The organism is Sphingomicrobium marinum, from assembly GCF_026157105.1.
Taxonomy (GTDB): Bacteria; Pseudomonadota; Alphaproteobacteria; order Sphingomonadales; family Sphingomonadaceae; genus Sphingomicrobium; species Sphingomicrobium marinum.
The window spans coordinates 385,883-402,675 of sequence record NZ_JANPVQ010000001.1; the positions used below are offsets into that span (position 1 = coordinate 385,883).

The window sequence follows — 16,793 nt, forward strand, 5'->3', positions numbered from 1 at the left end:
TGCGCTAGGCACGGCGCCGATGTTGTACAATCTTGCCAAGCCCCTGATCTTTCGCCTCGACGCCGAACAGGCGCATCGCCTGACGATCGGCGCTCTAAAACGCGTACCCGACCGGCCCATCCCGGATTTCGCGCGGCGCCTCGGCCAGACCGTGGCGGGCTTGCACTTTCCCTCTCCCGTCGGGCTTGCCGCCGGTTTCGACAAGGACGCCGAGGTCTATTCCGAAATGCTCGGGCTCGGCTTCGGCTTCGTGGAAGTCGGCACTATCACGCCGCGCCCGCAAGCGGGCAATCCCAAGCCGCGCCTATTCCGGCTGGTCGAGGACAAGGCGGTGATCAACCGCATGGGGTTCAACAATGGCGGGCAGGCGGCAGCCGCGCAGCGATTGCAGATGCGCGTGCGCGAACGCGGCATCGTCGGGGTCAATATCGGGGCGAACAAGGACAGCGAGGATCGCATTGCCGATTATGTGCTGGGCGTGCAGCAGATGGGCGGGCTCGCCGACTATCTCACGGTCAACATTTCTTCGCCCAATACGCCGGGGCTCCGTCAATTGCAGGATGAAGGCGCGCTCAAGGACTTGTTGCAGGCAGTGCGCGAGGCGCGGGGCGATGCGGCGACGCCGGTTTTCCTGAAGGTCGCGCCCGATCTTGAAGCAGATGACCCTGACCGCATTGCCAAGGTGGCGATCGATGAAGGCATCGACGCGTTGATCGTCGCCAACACGACGATCGACCGGCCCGACGACCTGCAATCGAAATATCGCGGCGAAGCGGGCGGGCTCTCGGGGCGTCCATTGGGACGCAAGGCGTTGGCAGCGCTGCGCGCCTTTCGTTCGGCATCGGGCGGCAGGATCCCGCTGATCGCGGCGGGCGGCATCGAAAGCGGTGCCGATGCCGAAGCGCGCATCCGCGCCGGCGCCAGCCTGATCCAGCTCTATTCGGCCCTGGTCTACCAGGGCCCGGGTCTCGCCATGCGGATCGCAGGCGACCTGGCGCAGCGCATGCGCGAAGAAGGCGTCACCGATATTGCCGATTGGGTCGGAAGCGAGTAGCCCTCGCAGCTTATGAGAAGCGCGATCCTACCTGCCATCGCCCTGCTGCTCGCCTCCTGCGCGACGTCACCACGGGCCGACACCACCATTGTTCAAGGCGCCGTCTCCAGCGCCGATCCGCGCGCTACCGCGGCGGGCGAGGAGATGCTGGCGCAGGGCGGGAGCGCGACCGACGCTGCGCTCGCCGTGCTGCTCGCGCTGACGGTGGTCGAACCGCAGTCGAGCGGAATAGGCGGCGGCGGGTTCATGGTCCGCGCCGATGCTGACGGGAATGTCGTCACCTATGACGGGCGCGAAACTGCGCCCTTGTCCGCAGGGCCCGACCTGTTTCTTGACGCTAATGGGCAGCCGGTGAGCTTTCGCGATGTCGTCCCGGGCGGCCGCAGTGTCGGCGTGCCCGGCAACGTGGCGATGATGAAGCTGGCGCACGATCGCCATGGCAAGCTGCCCTGGTCCGCTTTGTTCCAGCCTGCGATCCGGTTGGCGCGCGATGGCTTTGCGATGAATCAGCGCATGGCCGGCTATTTCGAGCGCGATGCAGATGATCCCGATGGAGAGTCGCGCAATGTTGCCCTTTATAGCGAAAATGGCCGCGCGCTTTTCCTCGACGCTGACGGCAAGCCCTTTCCCGCGGGCACGCGGCTGACCAACCCTGCGCTGGCGGCGTTCCTGGAGCGCCTCGCCATCGAGGGCCCCGATGCCTTCTATCGCGGGCAGAACCCCGCAGCAGTGATCGCTGCGGTCAACGGCGACACCAAGGCGCCTGCCGATCTCACCGTGGCGGATTTCACGGCCTATACGGCCAAGGAGCGCCCGCCCGTGTGCAGCACATACCGCGCGCATCGCATCTGCTCGATGGGTCCGCCTTCTTCGGGCGCCACGACCGTGCTGCAGATCCTCGGACTGCTCGAACGCTTCGATCTTGCTGCGCTGGGCCCCGACGATCCGGTGAGCTGGCATCTCTTCGCCGAAGCCAGCCGGTTCGCTTATGCCGACCGCGCACGTTACCTTGGCGATGCCGATTTCGTATCCGTTCCGGTGGCCGGTCTGATCGACAAGAATTATCTAGCGGGACGCTCGGGCCTGATCGCTGCCGATACGGTCATGGCGCAGGTCAGTGCCGGTACGCCGCCGGGTGCAAATCTCGCGCTAGGCGTTGGTATGGAGCCCGCCGAAAACGGCACCAGCCACTTCGCGGTGGCCGACCATGACGGCAACGTCGTGTCGCTCACTTCCACGATTGAATCGGGGTTCGGATCGGGGCTGGTGGTCAACGGCTATTATCTCAATAACGAGCTGACCGATTTCAGCTTCGCGCCGACCGACGATAGCGGCCGGCCAGCCGCCAACGCCCCCGCCGGCGGGAAGCGGCCCCGCAGCTCGATGAGCCCGACGATCGTTTTCTCGCCAGCGGGTGAGGCGATACTGGCGGTCGGCGCAGCGGGCGGATCGACCATCATCACGCAAACCGCCAAGAACATTATCGCGGTGATCGACTGGGACCTGCCCGCGCAGGAAGCGCTGGCGCTGCCAAACCTTTATGCGCCCGGCTCATATGTCATGGTGGAGGAAGCGCCCGGAAGTGACGCGCTGATGGCGGCGCTCATCGCCATGGGCCACCAGAATGTCCGCCCGATCGGCCCGCGTTTCAAGGCCAATGCGGTACAGAAAGTGGGGAATCGCTGGGTTCCGGCCTTCGATCCGCGCACGCAGGGAGATGCGACGCCATGAACCCGTTCAAGGGCCAGAAAGAGCTCGAACATTTTCCCAACCTGGTGACGATGTTCTTCACCCGCGCGCGCCGGCTGGGCGACAAGCCGTTTTTGTGGGCGAAGAAGGACAAGAGCTGGGAGGCGATCACCTACCGGCAAGCGGCGCAGCAGGTGGCAAGCCTGGCGCAATCGCTGCGCGATATCGGGTGCGAGAAGGGCGACCGCGTCATGCTGGTCAGCGAAAACCGCCCCGAATGGCTGATCGCCGACCTTGCCATCATGGCCGCGGGCTGCGTCACCGTGCCGACCTACACCACCAATACGACGCGCGACCACCAGCATATCCTCGGCAATAGCGATGCCCGCGCGGTCATCGTGTCGACGCAAAAACTTGCAGAACCGCTGCTGCCCGCGGTGCTCTACGCGTCGGAATGTCATCACATCATTTCGATCGACGATATCATCCGCGGCCAGTCTCCCGACATCGCGAAATTCCACCATTGGGGTGAGCTGGTTGGCGGCGATGCCGATGTCGAGAAGTTCGAGAAGGAAGCCGAAGCGTATGGGCGCCGGGACCTTGCCTGCATCATCTATACCTCGGGCACCGGCGGGGCGCCGCGCGGCGTGATGCAGCATCACGGCATGGTCCTGCATAACGTCGAAGGCTGCATCGATGTCATCGCCAACGATTTCGGCTGGGACGAGGAAGTCTTCCTGTCCTTCCTGCCGGCAAGCCATGCCTATGAACATTCGGGCGGGCAGCATTTTCCGATCGCGCTGGGTGCCGAGATCTATTACGCGCAAAGCCTCGAAAAGCTGGCCGCCAATATCGAGGAGGCGCGTCCGACGCTGATGGTCGTGGTGCCGCGCCTGTTCGAGATGCTTCGCCAGAAGATGCTCAAGCAGATCGAAAAGCAAGGCGGGCTTGCGGCATATCTTCTGAAACGTGCCGTCAATATCGAGACCAAGCGGTATGAGGGGCGCTCGAACCCGCTCGACCTGCCGATGGACGGCATCCTGTCGCTCACGCTGCGCAAGAAGGTGCAAAAGAAATTCGGCGGCAGGATGAAGGCGATGGTGTCGGGCGGGGCGCCGCTCAATACCGACGTCGGCCTTTTCTTCCAGGCAATGGGCATCACCGTGCTCCAGGGCTACGGTCAGACCGAAAGCGGTCCGGTGATCAGCTGCAACCGCCCCGCTGCGGGCATCAAGATGTCGACCGTTGGTCCGCCGCTTAAGAACACCGAAGTGAGGATCGCCGACGATGGCGAGATTTGCGTGCGCGGCGAGCTCGTCATGCAAGGGTACTGGCGCAACAGGGACGACACTGAAAAAGTACTCGATGGAGAGTGGCTGCATACCGGTGACATCGGCCATCTCGACGAGCAAAACCGTATTGTCATCACCGATCGCAAGAAGGACCTCATCATCCTCGACAAGGGCGACAATGTGTCGCCGCAGCGGGTCGAAGGCATCCTGACGCTGCAAAGCGAGATTGCGCAGGCGATGGTTTACGGCGACCGCCGGCCCTACATCGTGGCGGTGCTGGTGCCCGATCCCGAACTCGAGGCCGCGCACAAGGGCGATGCCGAGGCCATACGCAAGGCGCTTGGCAAGGCAGTCGACAAGGTCAATGCCGATCTTTCGGTGATCGAGAAGGTGCGCCGGTTCATCGTCGCCGACGAACCCTTCACGGTCGACAACGAGCTTATGACACCCAAGCAAAGCATTCGGCGTCATAGAATCAAGCCGATCTACGAAGAGCGTCTGTCGAAGCTCTACAAGAGCTAGGCCTTAGCTCGCCTCGTCGGCGTCCTCGACCTTTTCATATTGGGTCCATTCGCCGATCGAGCAGCTGCCCCGGAACATGCCGGTGGAGCTATCCACGACGCGGGCGATAGTGCCCGAGCACATGCTGCCTAAGGTGCCTTCGGTCACGAGCGCGGTGTGCACGTCCGATGCGCTGGCGCAGCTCGGTCCGAGATTTTGTCCGTAGAGGTTGCCGCCCTGGCGCACGAGGATCGTGCCGTCTGCATAGACCCGCGTCGATGCCTGGCTGCGGCCCGGAAGACAGTTGCGCGTTCCCGCCGGCGCATATCCGACGAGGCGTTCCTGCACCTCGGCTCGTGCTTCTTCGGCTTGTGCGCTGCGATAGCCATCGTCGGTAGTACATGCCGCCAACGTGAGAGGTGCTGCGAAAAGAATCACGTGTCGCATAAAATTCTCCCTTTTATGCCGCTCCGACCGGTACGTGTCAGAAACGATCTTTATCATTCCTGAACGCGGCAAACTCGGCGGGGGTTGCAGCGCGCAGGAAGGGGTTGGTGGCTTTTTCGGCAGCGACGGTGGTGGGAACGGTGCGCTCACCGCGCGCGCGCATTGCGGTCACTTCCGCGAGTCGATCCGCGATTGCGCTATCCTGCGGCATCGCGTGCACGGCAAATTTGGCGTTGGCGAGCGTGTATTCGTGCGCGCAGTAGAGCTTCATGTCGTCGGGAAGGTCGGCAAAGCGCTGCAGGCTTTCATGCATCTGCTCCATCGTGCCCTCGAACACGCGACCGCATCCCATCGCGAAGATCGTGTCGCCGACGAAGGCGACATTGGGGCCGCGAAATATATAAGCGATGTGACCGAGCGTATGGCCCGGGATATGCCAGATTTCGGCTTCCTCACCGCCGAAGGTAACGCGGTCGCCTTCGTCGAGTTGGCGGTCGATGCCGGGGATCTTGGCGGCCTCGGGGGCGGGGCCCCAGACCTGGCAACCGGTGGCATCCTTGACCCTCAGGTTGCCGCCCGTGTGATCGGGGTGCCAGTGCGTGTTGAGGATGTGGGTGATCGTCCAGCCGCGTTCTTCTGCCGCCTTGAGCACCGCATCGCCGTCGCCCGGGTCGACGACCCCGACATCATTGCCGCTTTTGACCAGCCACAGATAATTGTCGTTGAATGCGGGGACAGCGACGATTTCCATTACGCACATCTCCTTGAGAAAGCGGCCCGCAACATCATTCCTCGTCTGTAAAAGGTGTAGGCACGGCGGCGGGTTCCGACAATGTCTGCAACAGGCGGATTGCGGTGCGCTCGGCCGCGCTGCCGGGTGCGACCTCGCGAACCTTTTGCAGATGCGCACGGGCGCCTTCCAGATTTTCGGCTGCGGCCTCGATCGCGGCGGCGCGCAGCAGCACATCGCCGCTATCAGGTGCGAGCACGAGCGCCTGTGCGATCTGCTGGCGCGCGGTGATCAGGTCCTCGTCCTCCAGCGCAATGCCGGCCCCGAGATACCACACCCACGGATCGGCGGGCACAAGCGCGCGGGCGCGTTCGAGATGATCGCTGGCCATGGCGCTGTTGCCGCCCATCAACGCGGCGCGGGCGCGATCGAGATGGGCAAAACCGCGCTGGACGCTGTCGAGCGCATCGATAGCAAGCGCCTTGTCGATCGCAGCACCAGCGCGTTCGGCATTGCCCGCGGCAAGCCACATATTGGCCCCCGCAAGGAGCGCACGCGAGGCCTTGTCGGGATCGGCTGCAGCAAGCCCGGCCGCTTCCTCGAACGCTTCGGCGCTGTCGGTGAAGCGGTCCTCGCCTTGCGCGACTACGGCGCGGCACAGGACGGCATCGACGCTATTGTCGCTGGCGCACCGCAGGACTTCGGACGGAACTTCGACCGGCGCATCCTGCGCGGCGAGGAGAAGGGCTAGAAGAAGGCTCAAGGGGTCACCGTTTCAACAAGGGCCACCAGCTCTGTCAGGATGGCGGCGATTTCGTGGGGCTCGGAAAGCCGATGTCCACCATGCTTGATGAGTTTGAGCTGAATATCGGTGCCCTTGAGCTGGCGCATGGCCTTCAATGCGATCGACACCGGGACATCCTGGTCCTTGTCACCGTGCACGAAGCGGGCTGGGCCGGAAAAGTCGATGTCGCCATCGAGCAACCTGAGCTGTTCGCCCGATTCCCAGAAGCCCTTGTGCGTGACATAGGGTTCGGGACCGTAGGGGTTGGGTTCTTCCAGCTTGCCGTCGGCGCGGATCGTGTCCTTTTGCGCCTGGGTGAATCCCCAATCGGTGAAGTCGGGCGCGGCGGCGATGCCCATCACTCCGGCGACGCGATCGGGGCGGCGTAGCGCGATGAGGAGCGCCAGCCAGCCGCCCATCGAGGAGCCGATGGGGATGACCGGCCCTTGCGCCTTGGCATCGAGGATGGCGAGCGCCTCGTCGAGCCAGCGGGAAAGCGTGCCATCGGCGAAGGCACCATCGGAAAGCCCGGTGCCCGAATAATCGAATCGGATGCAGGGCAGGCCGCGTTCTGCCGCCAGCGCGTCGATCGCGGTGGCCTTGCCGCCATCCATGTCGGAGGCATAGCCGGGCAGGAACAGCATGGTCGGGCCAGTCCCTTCGCGGATGCGGCAAGCAAGACGGCGATCGTCGAGGAGAAAGTGCGATAAAGGCGGTGAAGTCATGCGCCGTCGCCTAGCAGGCCCTTACTCGTCGAGGAAGCTATTCACCCGCTCGGTGAACAGCTTCCGGAAGTTCATCGTATCATCCTTTCGGGTCGAAAATCTCTTCGATACTCATTTCGAAGACGTCGGCGATGGTGAAGGCGAGGGGGAGCGAGGGATCATATTTTCCGGTCTCGATGGCGTTCACGCTCTGGCGCGATACGCCCAACCGGTCGGCAAGATCGCTCTGGCTCCAGTTGCGCTCGGCGCGCAGGACCTTGAGACGGTTTTTCATCAGCAGGTCTCGCCGGTGGTGCCGTAGGTCAGCTTGTTGACCACCGCGCCCACGCCGATGCCGAAGAACCATAGTATCGGCCACCAATAGGCCTCGATATGCGGCGCCTGGCCGAAGCTTTCGAGAAAGCCCCACACCGAAGCCGCCGAAAAAGCCAGCCCGGTGGCGATCAGCGACTGGCGGACCATCAGCATGCGCAGGAACTCGTCCTTGAGCTCGACGATGTAGCGGCCCATCGCCCAGAAATACCCTACCACGGCGATGCCGGGGATGATCGCGATGGCGATGCTGACCGGCGTAATGGGGTCGCCCTCGCCGATGAGCTCGGTGGCGGCAAAGAGCGAGCCGACATAGGCCAGGCTCAGCACCAGCATGCGCGTAAGGTAATTGCGCTGCGGGCTGCCGCGTTCGCCATGGCGGCCGGCATTATGCATCGCGTTCAGCCCTGCCTTCACGAGGAAGATCATCGGCACCAGCATCATCGCATTGGCAATAAGCGGGTCCTCGATATTGCTTCGGTCGAGGATGAGCGCCATCGCGCCCAAGGCGACGAAGAATAGCAGGAACCAGAAGATGACCGGGCGTTTTTGCGCCTCTTTCAAGGAATCGGTCATGATCAGCACCATCCCTTGGCGCGGCATCCTTTGCCGCTCGCAAGGCTGGCGGTCGCGGCGCCGACCATCGCGAAGACGAGGCCCGTCGCAGCGTTGTCGCTCATCCCCTGATCCTTGGCAGCGTAGGCGACAAGTATGATGATCGATGCCCAGATGAGGCTCTTCAGGATGTTGGTCATTAGTCAAACTCCCTTTTCAGTATGTAAAGTGTGTTTTACATGATTCGCGGCCGATGTCAAGGAAGCTTTCCATAATGCCAAGTTTGCTTGAATTTCCTTTTGGTTGAACGGCTTGGCGCACTGCACTAGGTGACTGTCCATGACTGAGCTTTCGAAAATCGAACTCCCCGACGGCAGCGTGAAGCAAATGAAGGCGGGGGCGACGCCTTATGATGTCGCTGCCGAGATCGGCCCCGGGCTCGCCAAGGCGGCGCTCGCTGCGCGCGTCGATGGCGAAGTACGCGACCTCAAACGTCCGTTCGAAGGCGATGCGAAGCTCGAACTGATCACCAAGCGCGACGAGGCCGATGCGCTCGAGCTGGTGCGCCATGACTTTGCGCACGTGCTCGCCGAAGCGGTGCAGAACCTGTACCCGGGTACGCAGATCACCTTTGGTCCTGCGACCGACGACGGCTTCTATTACGATTTCGCACCGGCCCCGGGCCGCGGCATGTTCACCGAAGAAGACCTGCCGCAGATCGAAGAAGAAATGCGCCGGATCATCAAGGCCGACAAGCCGCTGGTCCGCGAAGTCTGGGACCGCGAGAAAGTGCGCCAGTTCTTCATCGACAATGGCGAGGCCTTCAAGGCCGAGTGGGTGATGGAGCTACCCGAAGACGAGCCCATCACCATGTACAAGACGGGCGAGGGCGAGGCCGACTGGATCGACCTGTGCCGCGGGCCGCACCTGCCGTCGACCGGCTATCTCGATCCCAAGGCGTTCAAGCTGACGCGTGTGTCGGGCGCCTATTGGCGCGGCGACCAGTCCAATCCGATGCTGAGCCGCATCTACGGCACCGCGTGGCTCGACAAGAAGCAGCTCAAGGAACATCTGCACCGGCTCGAGGAAGCGGCCAAGCGCGACCATCGCAAGCTGGGTGCGGAGATGGACCTCTTCCACCTCCAGCAGGAAGCGCATGGCAGCGTCTTCTGGCATCCGCAGGGTTACAAGGTCTGGCGCGAGCTCGAGGCCTATATGCGCCGCGCCATCGACGATGGCGGCTATGACGAGATCAAGACTCCGCAGCTGATGGACGTCAAGCAGTGGACCCAGTCGGGCCACTGGGGGAAATATGCCGAAAACATGTTCGCGGTCCCTGACATCGTGCCCAATGTGGAGAGCGAGGAGGAGGCTGCCGCGCCCGACGTCGCGGACGACGCAGACTGGATGGCGATCAAGCCGATGAACTGCCCGGCGCACGTGCTCGTCTTCAAGCAGGGCATCACGTCCTATCGCGAGCTGCCGATCCGGCTTTATGAAAATGGCTGCTGCCATCGCAACGAGCCGCATGGCGCGCTGCACGGCCTTATGCGCGTGCGCCAGTTCACGCAGGACGATGCGCACATCTTCTGCACCGAGGATCAGGTCGTCGACGAGATCCACAAGTTCTGCAAGCTGGCCGACCGCATCTACAAGGACTTCGGCTATACCTACCACGTCAAGCTGGCGACGCGTCCCGAGAAGCGCTTTGGCACCGATGAAATGTGGGACAAGGCCGAGCAGGAAATGCGCGATGCGGTGAAGGCCGCGGGCATGGATAATGACGATTATGGCTGGGAAGAGCTCGAAGGCGAAGGCGCCTTTTATGCGCCCAAGCTCGAATGGCACCTGACCGATGCGATCGGGCGGACCTGGCAGGTCGGCACCATCCAGTCCGACCGCGTCCTGCCCGAGCGGCTCGACGCGACCTATATCGGCGAGGATGGCGAACGCCATCGCCCCGTCATGCTCCACCGCGCCATCTTCGGCAGTTACGAGCGCTTTATCGGCATGCTGATCGAGCATTATGCCGGCAAGATGCCGCTATGGCTGGCACCCAGGCAGGCCGTGGTCGCGACGATCGTGTCCGATGCCGACGACTATGCCAATGAGGTCCTTGCCAAACTCCAATCCGCGGGCTTCCGCGCCGAGGCCGATCTTCGCAACGAGAAGATCAACTACAAGGTGCGCGAACATTCGCTCGCCAAGGTGCCGCTACTGCTGGTGGTGGGCAAGCGCGAAGCGGAGGAAGGCACCGTCGCGCTGCGCCGTCTCGGTTCGGACGAGCATCAGAAAGTGATGAAGGTCGACGAGCTGCTCGCCCTCATGCAGGACGAAGCGACGCCTCCCGACCTGCGCTGACCGGTCGCAAAAATTAACGTTCCGTTTGCCATTATTTGGCAAGAGGCTTTCCAATCGTGGCGCGCGCGTGGTGCGTCCATTGGGAGGTCGCGTGAAAAAACTTCGTTTCTTGTACGATCAGGTGGCGCTTACCGTAACGCGCGTCGCGCACGGCGAATTCGCGATCGGCCGGGCCGTCATCATCACGATTGTCGTGATGGCCGGCATCATCCTCTACTCCGCGAGCGTAAGCCTTGCCGGGACTATCGAACAGCGACGCCAAGTGGCTCTGGCCCATCAGGCCGACCAGATCACGTCCAGCATCGTTGGCGCCGGCGAAGCGTGGGCCAAGGCACGCGCCAGGAGCTATATGGCGCTCAACGCGCCGACGCCCGTGACTGCAAAACTTGCCGCGCAAATCCGCGCCGATCGCGCTCGGGGCGACCAGCTCATGCGGCAGGCGCTGTTGCAGTTCGACGCCAGTTTGCCGAACGAGCGCACATTGGTGCAGGATTTTCGCGACGCTCAATCCGAATATGAAGCATTGGCCGCGGAAGCCGACGCAGCGATGCAACTCCCGGCCGATCAGCGCGATCCGACCATCGCGAGAAGCTTTTACGCAGCCGCCAAGAATCGCACGATCAGCGCCCAGGAAATCCGCTTTGCGGCGGCCAACCTGTTCAAGGCCGACAGCGATCTGACCAACCTGCTCATGCTCAAGCACCTGAGCTGGGAAATGAGCGAATATGCCAGTCGGGAGCGCGGTATGATTGCTGGGGCCATTGCCGCCAACCGGGCAATCGATCCCGCGATGCGCGCCGAGATCATCGAGAATCGCGGCCGGGTCCTGGCGGCGTGGGACAGCGTTCGCGCGATCGAAGGCCAGCTGACCAATGACGATCGTATCGGCAAGGCCATGGATGACGCGCGCTCATCCTTCTTTTTCGATTACGACAAGGCTCGTTTCTCGGTTGTCAGCGCCAGCGATCAAGGGCGCGCATACCCTCTCAGCGCCGAGGGGTGGATCGAGCGATCTTCGGAGGCCATCGCGACGCTCGAAGCGATCAATCGGGCGGCCGACGTGGTAGCCGCGGACATGGTCGATGACAGCGAAGCAGCCGCCAATCGCCGGATGATCATCGCGGCGGTCCTGCTGGTATTGGGCGCGCTGCTTGTCGCCGGGCTGGTTTACATCGTGCGACGCGAAATCAGCTTGCCGCTCGAAGCGCTTGGGCGCAGCACGCGGCGCATCGCCAAGGGCGATTTTGACGTTGAACTACCAACCGAAGCACGAGCCCTCGAAGTGCGCGCGCTGGCGCAGACGTTGTCGCGCTTCAAGGAAACCAAGGCAGAAGCCGACCGGCTCGAGCGCGAAGCCGCCGAAGGGCGTGAACGCGAAGCACGCGCCCGCCAGGCCCAGCTCGAGATCGAGGAAAAGGCAATGGTCGAGCGCGAGGAGCGGGCGCGCAAGCTGGCGTCGACATCGGCGATGTTCTCCAGCCAGATGCATGAGGCGGTAACCGCGCTCGCGGCGTCCGCCGACGAGCTTAGCGCGACCGCCGATCTGATGGTCGAAACGCTGACCAATACCACGCACGAACTCGGCTCGGTCGCCGATGAAACGCGGTCGGCCTCGGGCCATGTGCAAGCGGTCGCGGGAGCCGCGCAGCAGATCCGCAACGCCATTGCCGAAGTGGCCAGCCAGATCGAGGCCCAGCGCACCAGCGCTGCCGCCGCCGCGCAGCGATCGGGCGATACGGCGCGCACGGTCGACAAGCTGTCGGGTTCGACCCAGTCGGTCGGTGACATGGTGCACATGATCGATGAGGTCGCAAACAAGACGGGGCTGCTGGCGCTCAACGCCACGATCGAGGCTGCGCGCGCGGGCGAGGCCGGGCGCGGCTTCGCTGTAGTCGCCGGCGAGGTGAAGGCGCTGTCCGAACAGACTGCCGAGGCGACCGCAAGCGCAGGCAAGCAGGTGCACGAAATGATTGCGGCGATCGAAGGGTCGACCAGCGGCTTTGCCGAGGTCAACGATGCGATCCAACGCGTGAGCCAGGCCGCGGCGGCGATTGCCGCCACCGTCCAGCAGCAATCGAGCGCGACGCAGGAGCTTTCGGCCAGCGTCAACAGCGCCGCGGGCATTGCCGATCGGGTCGCCAGCCGCGCGAAAACGGTCAACGATGGCGCCGGATCGGCGATGGCTGCTGCCAGCCAGATCAAGGGCGCAAGCGGCGAACTGGCGCGTCTTGCCGAAGGTGTGCGCGAGGACGTCGAACGTTTCATCGCCGAGATTCAGGCCGCTTAAGAGCCCGTTTTACCCCAAATCGCTTCTCCTGCCCCTTTGCAAAGGGCGAGGAAGCGCTTATCTCGACCCCATCACAACGACTCCAAAGGAGAATACGCTATACGACCCCCTCGAATGCGACGCCCGCAGTCGCCGCCGCCAATGACCGGCCCCCGCTATGATCAGTTCATCCAGTCCCAGAAGGTCCGGGTGATCGACGAGAATGGCGAAAACCTTGGGGTAATGTTTACGCGTGAAGCGATGGAACAGGCCAACGAGATCGGCCTGAACCTCGTGGAAATCTCTCCCAACGCCGATCCGCCCGTCGCCAAGTTCCTCGATATTGGGCGCCACAAGTACGAAGCGCAGAAAAAAGCCAATGCCAAGCGCAAGGCTCAGAAGACGCAGGAGATCAAAGAGATCAAGATGCGTCCCAATATCGACGATCACGACTACCAGACCAAGATGAAGAAGGTCGTCCAGTTCATCGAGAATGGCGACAAGGTGAAGCTCACCATCCGATTCCGCGGCCGTGAAATGGCGCACAACCAGCTCGGCATGGCGGTTCTGGAGCGGGTTGAGGAAGACACGGCGGAAATCGCCAAGGTCGAGCAGCGTCCCCGCATGGAAGGCCGCCAGATGCTGATGGTCGTCGCGCCCAAATAGCGCCATTGCCGTAACGGCAACCGAACAAGAGAAGCCGCAGTCCCGCATTGGTGGGGCTGCGGCTTTTCAGTATTCGATCGATACTTATTGTGCAGTGCGCAAGAAATGCTGCAATGCAAGCTGTTGTAAATAGGCCTCAATAGGGGCGTGTTTCGACGGAAATCACCGATTTTCGCTACCCATTTGCTTTGCAACGCTTAGCCCCTGCACTAACAACAGGGTCAATTAGAAATACAAATCAGGAGGGGTGCACAAATGCGCAAGACCGTATGGATGCTTTCGGCCGGGATGATGGCGATTGCCACGCCGGCTTTTGCCCAGGAAACCGATACCGATGACGGCGGCGCCGAACCCACACAGGGGGCAACGGCAGAAGCCGCAGCGGTTGACGACAGCACGGTCGAACAGGACCTCGACGACCAGGATACGAGCGCAATCGTCATTACCGCGACGCGTCGTAACGAAGCATTGTCCGACGTGCCGCTCGCGGTGTCCGCGGTCACGGCCGAACAGCTCAAGAATACCGGTGCCGACGACATCCGCGCCCTGACCCAGGTCAGCCCCTCGCTGCTGGTGTCCTCGACCTCGTCTGAAGCTGCTGGCGGCGTCGCCCGCATCCGCGGCGTCGGCACGGTCGGCGACAACCCCGGTCTTGAAAGTTCGGTCGCGGTCTTTATCGACGGCGTCTACCGCAGCCGTACCGGCGTTGGCCTGACCGAGCTGGGCGCGATCGAACGCATCGAAGTCCTGCGCGGACCGCAGGGCACGCTGTTTGGTCGTAACGCATCGGCCGGCCTGATTTCGATCATCACCGCCAAGCCGCAATTCGGCACCGAAGTGGCGGGCGCGATCAGCCTTGGCAATTACGACTATCGTCGCTTCGACCTGTCGGCCACCGGCGGTCTCAGCGATACCGTCGCGGCGCGTATTGACGGCGTCTATGTCCAGCGCGACGGTTTTCTCGAAGATGTCATCTCGGGCCGCACGGTCAATGATCGCGATCGTTGGCTGGTGCGCGGGCAGCTGTTGTTCGAACCGTCGAGCGACCTGTCGATCCGCCTGATCGGCGACTATGCCAAGCGCGACGAGGAATGCTGCGGCGCGACCTACCTGCCGGCGTTCAACTATACGCAGGCCGGCGAAAGCCCGTCGTCGATCGCTGCGCTCCAGCGCGCGCTCGGCGCGGTCATCAACGATGATACCTTCACCCGCGAAATCGCCATCACGCCGGGACGCGACTATAACTCCGATGTCGAGGATTGGGGCGTTTCGGGAGAGATCGTCTATGATTTCGGCGGCGTCGAACTGACCTCGATCTCGGCCTATCGTTTCAACGAATATGTCCGCGGCCAGGATGCCCACTATAACAATCTGGACATCCTCTATCGCCCCGGCGACGGCACCGGCTTTACCGAATTCAAGACCTTTACGCAGGAACTTCGCCTGCAGGGAACGGCGCTCAACGACCGGCTCGACTGGCTCGTCGGCGGTTACTTCGCCAAGGAAGACCTGACGCTTCGTGACAATCTTGCGTATGGCGATGATTATCTGCGCTACTCGAACTGTCTTGCGCTCGCTTCGTCGCTTCCCGCGGCGCTTGCGCCGACGACCGACCCGAACGGCACCTGCACCAATGCCGCCGTGCTTGGCGGCGCGCAATCGCAGGTCAATGCCGGTGTCGCGCAGCTTCAGGCGGGCATCGCCCAGCTCGATGCTGCCATCGCGCAGGTGCAGGCCGCCTTGGCGATGGACCCCAACAACGTGGCACTCCAGCAGCAGCTCGCGGCGCTGCAGGCCCAGCGGGCGGGCTTTGCTGCCCAGCTCGCGGCGTTGCTGCCGCAGGCGGCGTTGCTCAACACGCTCAACGCCGATCCGACCAATCCGATCTTCGGTTCGGCGGCGCTTGCCGTGGGCTTGGGGTCGATCGATCCCTTTGCGGGGGTCAGTCTCGATGACCTGTACGAACAGTCGAGCACCAACTTCGCGCTGTTTACGCACAACATCTTCGAGATCACCGACCGGTTCGATCTGACCCTCGGCCTTCGCTACACCAACGAATCGAAGTCGCTCGACGTCAGCCTGGCCGACAACAATGTATTCTGCCGGACCATCAGCAATTCGCCATTGAATGCGTTCGACCAACTGCCGTGCGTCATTCCGGCAACGGCAACGGGCACGCTGACGGGGTCGTCGGAACGTGACGAGTCGGAGTTCTCGGGCACTGCGGTGCTGAGCTACGAGCTGACCGACAGGCTGCTCGGCTATCTCAGCTATTCGCGTGGCTACAAGGCCGGCGGCTTCAACCTCGACCGCAGCGCGCTCGCGCGCATCGGCGGGGACGGTGCGCTGTTGCCGAACCAGGATTTCGACACGCTCCAGTTCGAGCCGGAAATCAACAACGCCTTCGAACTCGGCTTCAAATATGACGGGCGCGGGCTCGACATCAACGTTGCCGCCTTCGAACAGCGCTTCGACAACTTCCAGCTCAACCAGTTCAACGGGCTCTTCTTCGAGGTCGAGAACGTCAACGGCTGTAGCGATATCGGCGATCCCAATGCCGATAGTGACAATGTCATGGGCAACGGCGCCTGCGTTGGCGACCTCGAATGGGGGGTGCGCAGCCGCGGCGTCGAGTTCGAATTGTTCTCGCGTCCGATCGACAACGTGCAGCTCAACTTTGGCGGCACCTATGTCGACACGAAGTATAACGAGGACCTCGTCGGTGCGAACGGTGCACCGCTCGGGACCAGCTTCTTCCAGCTGCCGGGCCGCCGCATCTCGAACTCGAACCAGTTCACCATCACTGGCTCGCTGGCCTGGACCCCGCCGATCGGCAATAGCGGCCTGACCGGCCTGTTCTATGTCGATGGTCGTCACATGAGCTCGTTCAACACGGGTTCGGACCTCGATATCGAGAAGATCCAGCCAGCCTTCCAGGTCGTCAATGGCCGTGTCGGCATTCGCGGGCCCGACGAGAACTGGTCGATCGAACTGTGGGGCCAGAACCTGCTCAACGAGGACTTCATCCAGGTCGCGTTCGACGCGCCGATCCAGGGTGGTGGCTCGCGGCGCGGTGTCGATGCGGGCTTCGACCCGATCGCGACGCGTCTCTACGGTGCCTTCCTTGGCGAACCGCGGACCTACGGCATCACGCTGCGTGGCAAGCTTTCGCCGCCGCCCAAACGCATGCCGGAAGTGGCGCCGCCGCCTCCGCCTCCGCCGCCTCCGCCGCCTCCGCCCGCGACGCAGACCTGCCCGGACGGTTCGGTGATCCTGGCGACGGAAGCATGTCCGCCGCCGCCGCCGCCGCCTCCGCCGCCGCCGCCTGCGGTCGAGCCCGAGCGCGGCTAGGCTCTAGTTAAAAAGGGGAGAGGGCCTCGCCGGAAACGGCGGGGCCCTCGACTTTTGGGG

The 16,793-nt window shown here is 63.0% G+C and carries 14 protein-coding genes; 7 read left to right on the plus strand and 7 right to left on the minus strand.

The annotated features are described in order from the left end of the window. Nucleotides 1-19: 19 nt before the first annotated feature. The 3 genes from NUX07_RS02000 to NUX07_RS02010 are packed head-to-tail and all read left to right on the plus strand — an operon-like array spanning nt 20 to nt 4,557. Nucleotides 20-1,054, plus strand: a complete 1,035-nt coding sequence (locus tag NUX07_RS02000) for a quinone-dependent dihydroorotate dehydrogenase (protein WP_265528423.1) — start codon at nt 20-22, stop codon at nt 1,052-1,054. 12 nt (nt 1,055-1,066) lie between these two features. Then, complete coding sequence (gene ggt / locus NUX07_RS02005) at nt 1,067-2,785, plus strand: gamma-glutamyltransferase (protein WP_265528426.1); 1,719 nt, start codon at nt 1,067-1,069, stop codon at nt 2,783-2,785. Next, nucleotides 2,782-4,557, plus strand: coding sequence for an AMP-dependent synthetase/ligase (locus tag NUX07_RS02010; protein WP_265528427.1), 1,776 nt, complete (start codon nt 2,782-2,784; stop codon nt 4,555-4,557). The genes ggt and NUX07_RS02010 overlap by 4 nt, the downstream gene beginning before the upstream one ends. Before the next feature lie 3 nt (nt 4,558-4,560). Here NUX07_RS02010 and NUX07_RS02015 read toward each other — a convergent pair whose 3' ends face one another. The 7 genes from NUX07_RS02015 to NUX07_RS02045 all read right to left on the minus strand — a co-directional run bounded on the left by NUX07_RS02015 (nt 4,561) and on the right by NUX07_RS02045 (nt 8,289). Continuing rightward, nucleotides 4,561-4,983, minus strand: a complete 423-nt coding sequence (locus NUX07_RS02015; protein WP_265528429.1) for a hypothetical protein — start codon at nt 4,981-4,983, stop codon at nt 4,561-4,563. Nucleotides 4,984-5,020: 37 nt separating this feature from the next. After that, complete coding sequence (gene gloB / locus NUX07_RS02020) at nt 5,021-5,743, minus strand: hydroxyacylglutathione hydrolase (RefSeq protein WP_265528430.1); 723 nt, start codon at nt 5,741-5,743, stop codon at nt 5,021-5,023. A gap of 25 nt (nt 5,744-5,768) precedes the next feature. After that, nucleotides 5,769-6,476 carry a tetratricopeptide repeat protein gene (locus NUX07_RS02025; protein ID WP_265528432.1) on the minus strand — a complete coding sequence of 236 codons (708 nt, stop codon included), beginning with the start codon at nt 6,474-6,476 and terminating at the stop codon, nt 5,769-5,771. Beyond that, nucleotides 6,473-7,222, minus strand: coding sequence for an alpha/beta fold hydrolase (locus tag NUX07_RS02030; protein ID WP_265528434.1), 750 nt, complete (start codon nt 7,220-7,222; stop codon nt 6,473-6,475). The genes NUX07_RS02025 and NUX07_RS02030 overlap by 4 nt, the downstream gene beginning before the upstream one ends. A 79-nt stretch (nt 7,223-7,301) precedes the next feature. Then, nucleotides 7,302-7,496 carry a helix-turn-helix transcriptional regulator gene (locus NUX07_RS02035; protein WP_265528436.1) on the minus strand — a complete coding sequence of 65 codons (195 nt, stop codon included), beginning with the start codon at nt 7,494-7,496 and terminating at the stop codon, nt 7,302-7,304. Then, nucleotides 7,496-8,110 carry a hypothetical protein gene (locus tag NUX07_RS02040; RefSeq protein ID WP_265528437.1) on the minus strand — a complete coding sequence of 205 codons (615 nt, stop codon included), beginning with the start codon at nt 8,108-8,110 and terminating at the stop codon, nt 7,496-7,498. Before NUX07_RS02040 ends, NUX07_RS02035 begins: the two co-directional genes overlap by 1 nt. A 2-nt stretch (nt 8,111-8,112) precedes the next feature. Next, a complete protein-coding gene (locus NUX07_RS02045; RefSeq protein ID WP_265528438.1) occupies nt 8,113-8,289 on the minus strand; it encodes a hypothetical protein in 177 nt (58 codons plus the stop codon). Nucleotides 8,290-8,428: 139 nt separating this feature from the next. On the opposite strand from NUX07_RS02045, the gene thrS reads away from it, so the two are divergent. From thrS to NUX07_RS02065, 4 genes are all read left to right on the plus strand, one after another. Further along, nucleotides 8,429-10,450, plus strand: a complete 2,022-nt coding sequence (thrS, locus tag NUX07_RS02050) for a threonine--tRNA ligase (RefSeq protein ID WP_265528440.1) — start codon at nt 8,429-8,431, stop codon at nt 10,448-10,450. 91 nt (nt 10,451-10,541) lie between these two features. Beyond that, complete coding sequence (locus NUX07_RS02055; protein WP_265528442.1) at nt 10,542-12,737, plus strand: methyl-accepting chemotaxis protein; 2,196 nt, start codon at nt 10,542-10,544, stop codon at nt 12,735-12,737. A 114-nt stretch (nt 12,738-12,851) separates the two neighbouring features. Further along, entirely contained in the window at nt 12,852-13,382 is a 531-nt protein-coding gene (infC, locus tag NUX07_RS02060) for a translation initiation factor IF-3 (RefSeq protein ID WP_265528443.1), read from the plus strand. Nucleotides 13,383-13,637: 255 nt separating this feature from the next. Next, nucleotides 13,638-16,733: a TonB-dependent receptor gene (locus tag NUX07_RS02065; RefSeq protein WP_265528445.1), complete on the plus strand. Its 3,096-nt coding sequence runs from the start codon at nt 13,638-13,640 to the stop codon at nt 16,731-16,733. The last annotated feature ends 60 nt before the right edge of the window (nt 16,734-16,793 follow it).

Coding starts and splice junctions, on each gene's coding strand:
- NUX07_RS02000 (WP_265528423.1), top strand. CDS start 20: ATGTTGTACAATCTTGCCAAGCCCCTGATCTTTCGCCTCGACGCCGAA.
- ggt (WP_265528426.1), top strand. CDS start 1,067: ATGAGAAGCGCGATCCTACCTGCCATCGCCCTGCTGCTCGCCTCCTGC.
- NUX07_RS02010 (WP_265528427.1), top strand. CDS start 2,782: ATGAACCCGTTCAAGGGCCAGAAAGAGCTCGAACATTTTCCCAACCTG.
- NUX07_RS02015 (WP_265528429.1), bottom strand. CDS start 4,983: ATGCGACACGTGATTCTTTTCGCAGCACCTCTCACGTTGGCGGCATGT.
- gloB (WP_265528430.1), bottom strand. CDS start 5,743: ATGTGCGTAATGGAAATCGTCGCTGTCCCCGCATTCAACGACAATTAT.
- NUX07_RS02030 (WP_265528434.1), bottom strand. CDS start 7,222: ATGACTTCACCGCCTTTATCGCACTTTCTCCTCGACGATCGCCGTCTT.
- NUX07_RS02035 (WP_265528436.1), bottom strand. CDS start 7,496: ATGAAAAACCGTCTCAAGGTCCTGCGCGCCGAGCGCAACTGGAGCCAG.
- NUX07_RS02040 (WP_265528437.1), bottom strand. CDS start 8,110: ATGACCGATTCCTTGAAAGAGGCGCAAAAACGCCCGGTCATCTTCTGG.
- NUX07_RS02045 (WP_265528438.1), bottom strand. CDS start 8,289: ATGACCAACATCCTGAAGAGCCTCATCTGGGCATCGATCATCATACTT.
- thrS (WP_265528440.1), top strand. CDS start 8,429: ATGACTGAGCTTTCGAAAATCGAACTCCCCGACGGCAGCGTGAAGCAA.
- infC (WP_265528443.1), top strand. CDS start 12,852: ATGCGACGCCCGCAGTCGCCGCCGCCAATGACCGGCCCCCGCTATGAT.
- NUX07_RS02065 (WP_265528445.1), top strand. CDS start 13,638: ATGCGCAAGACCGTATGGATGCTTTCGGCCGGGATGATGGCGATTGCC.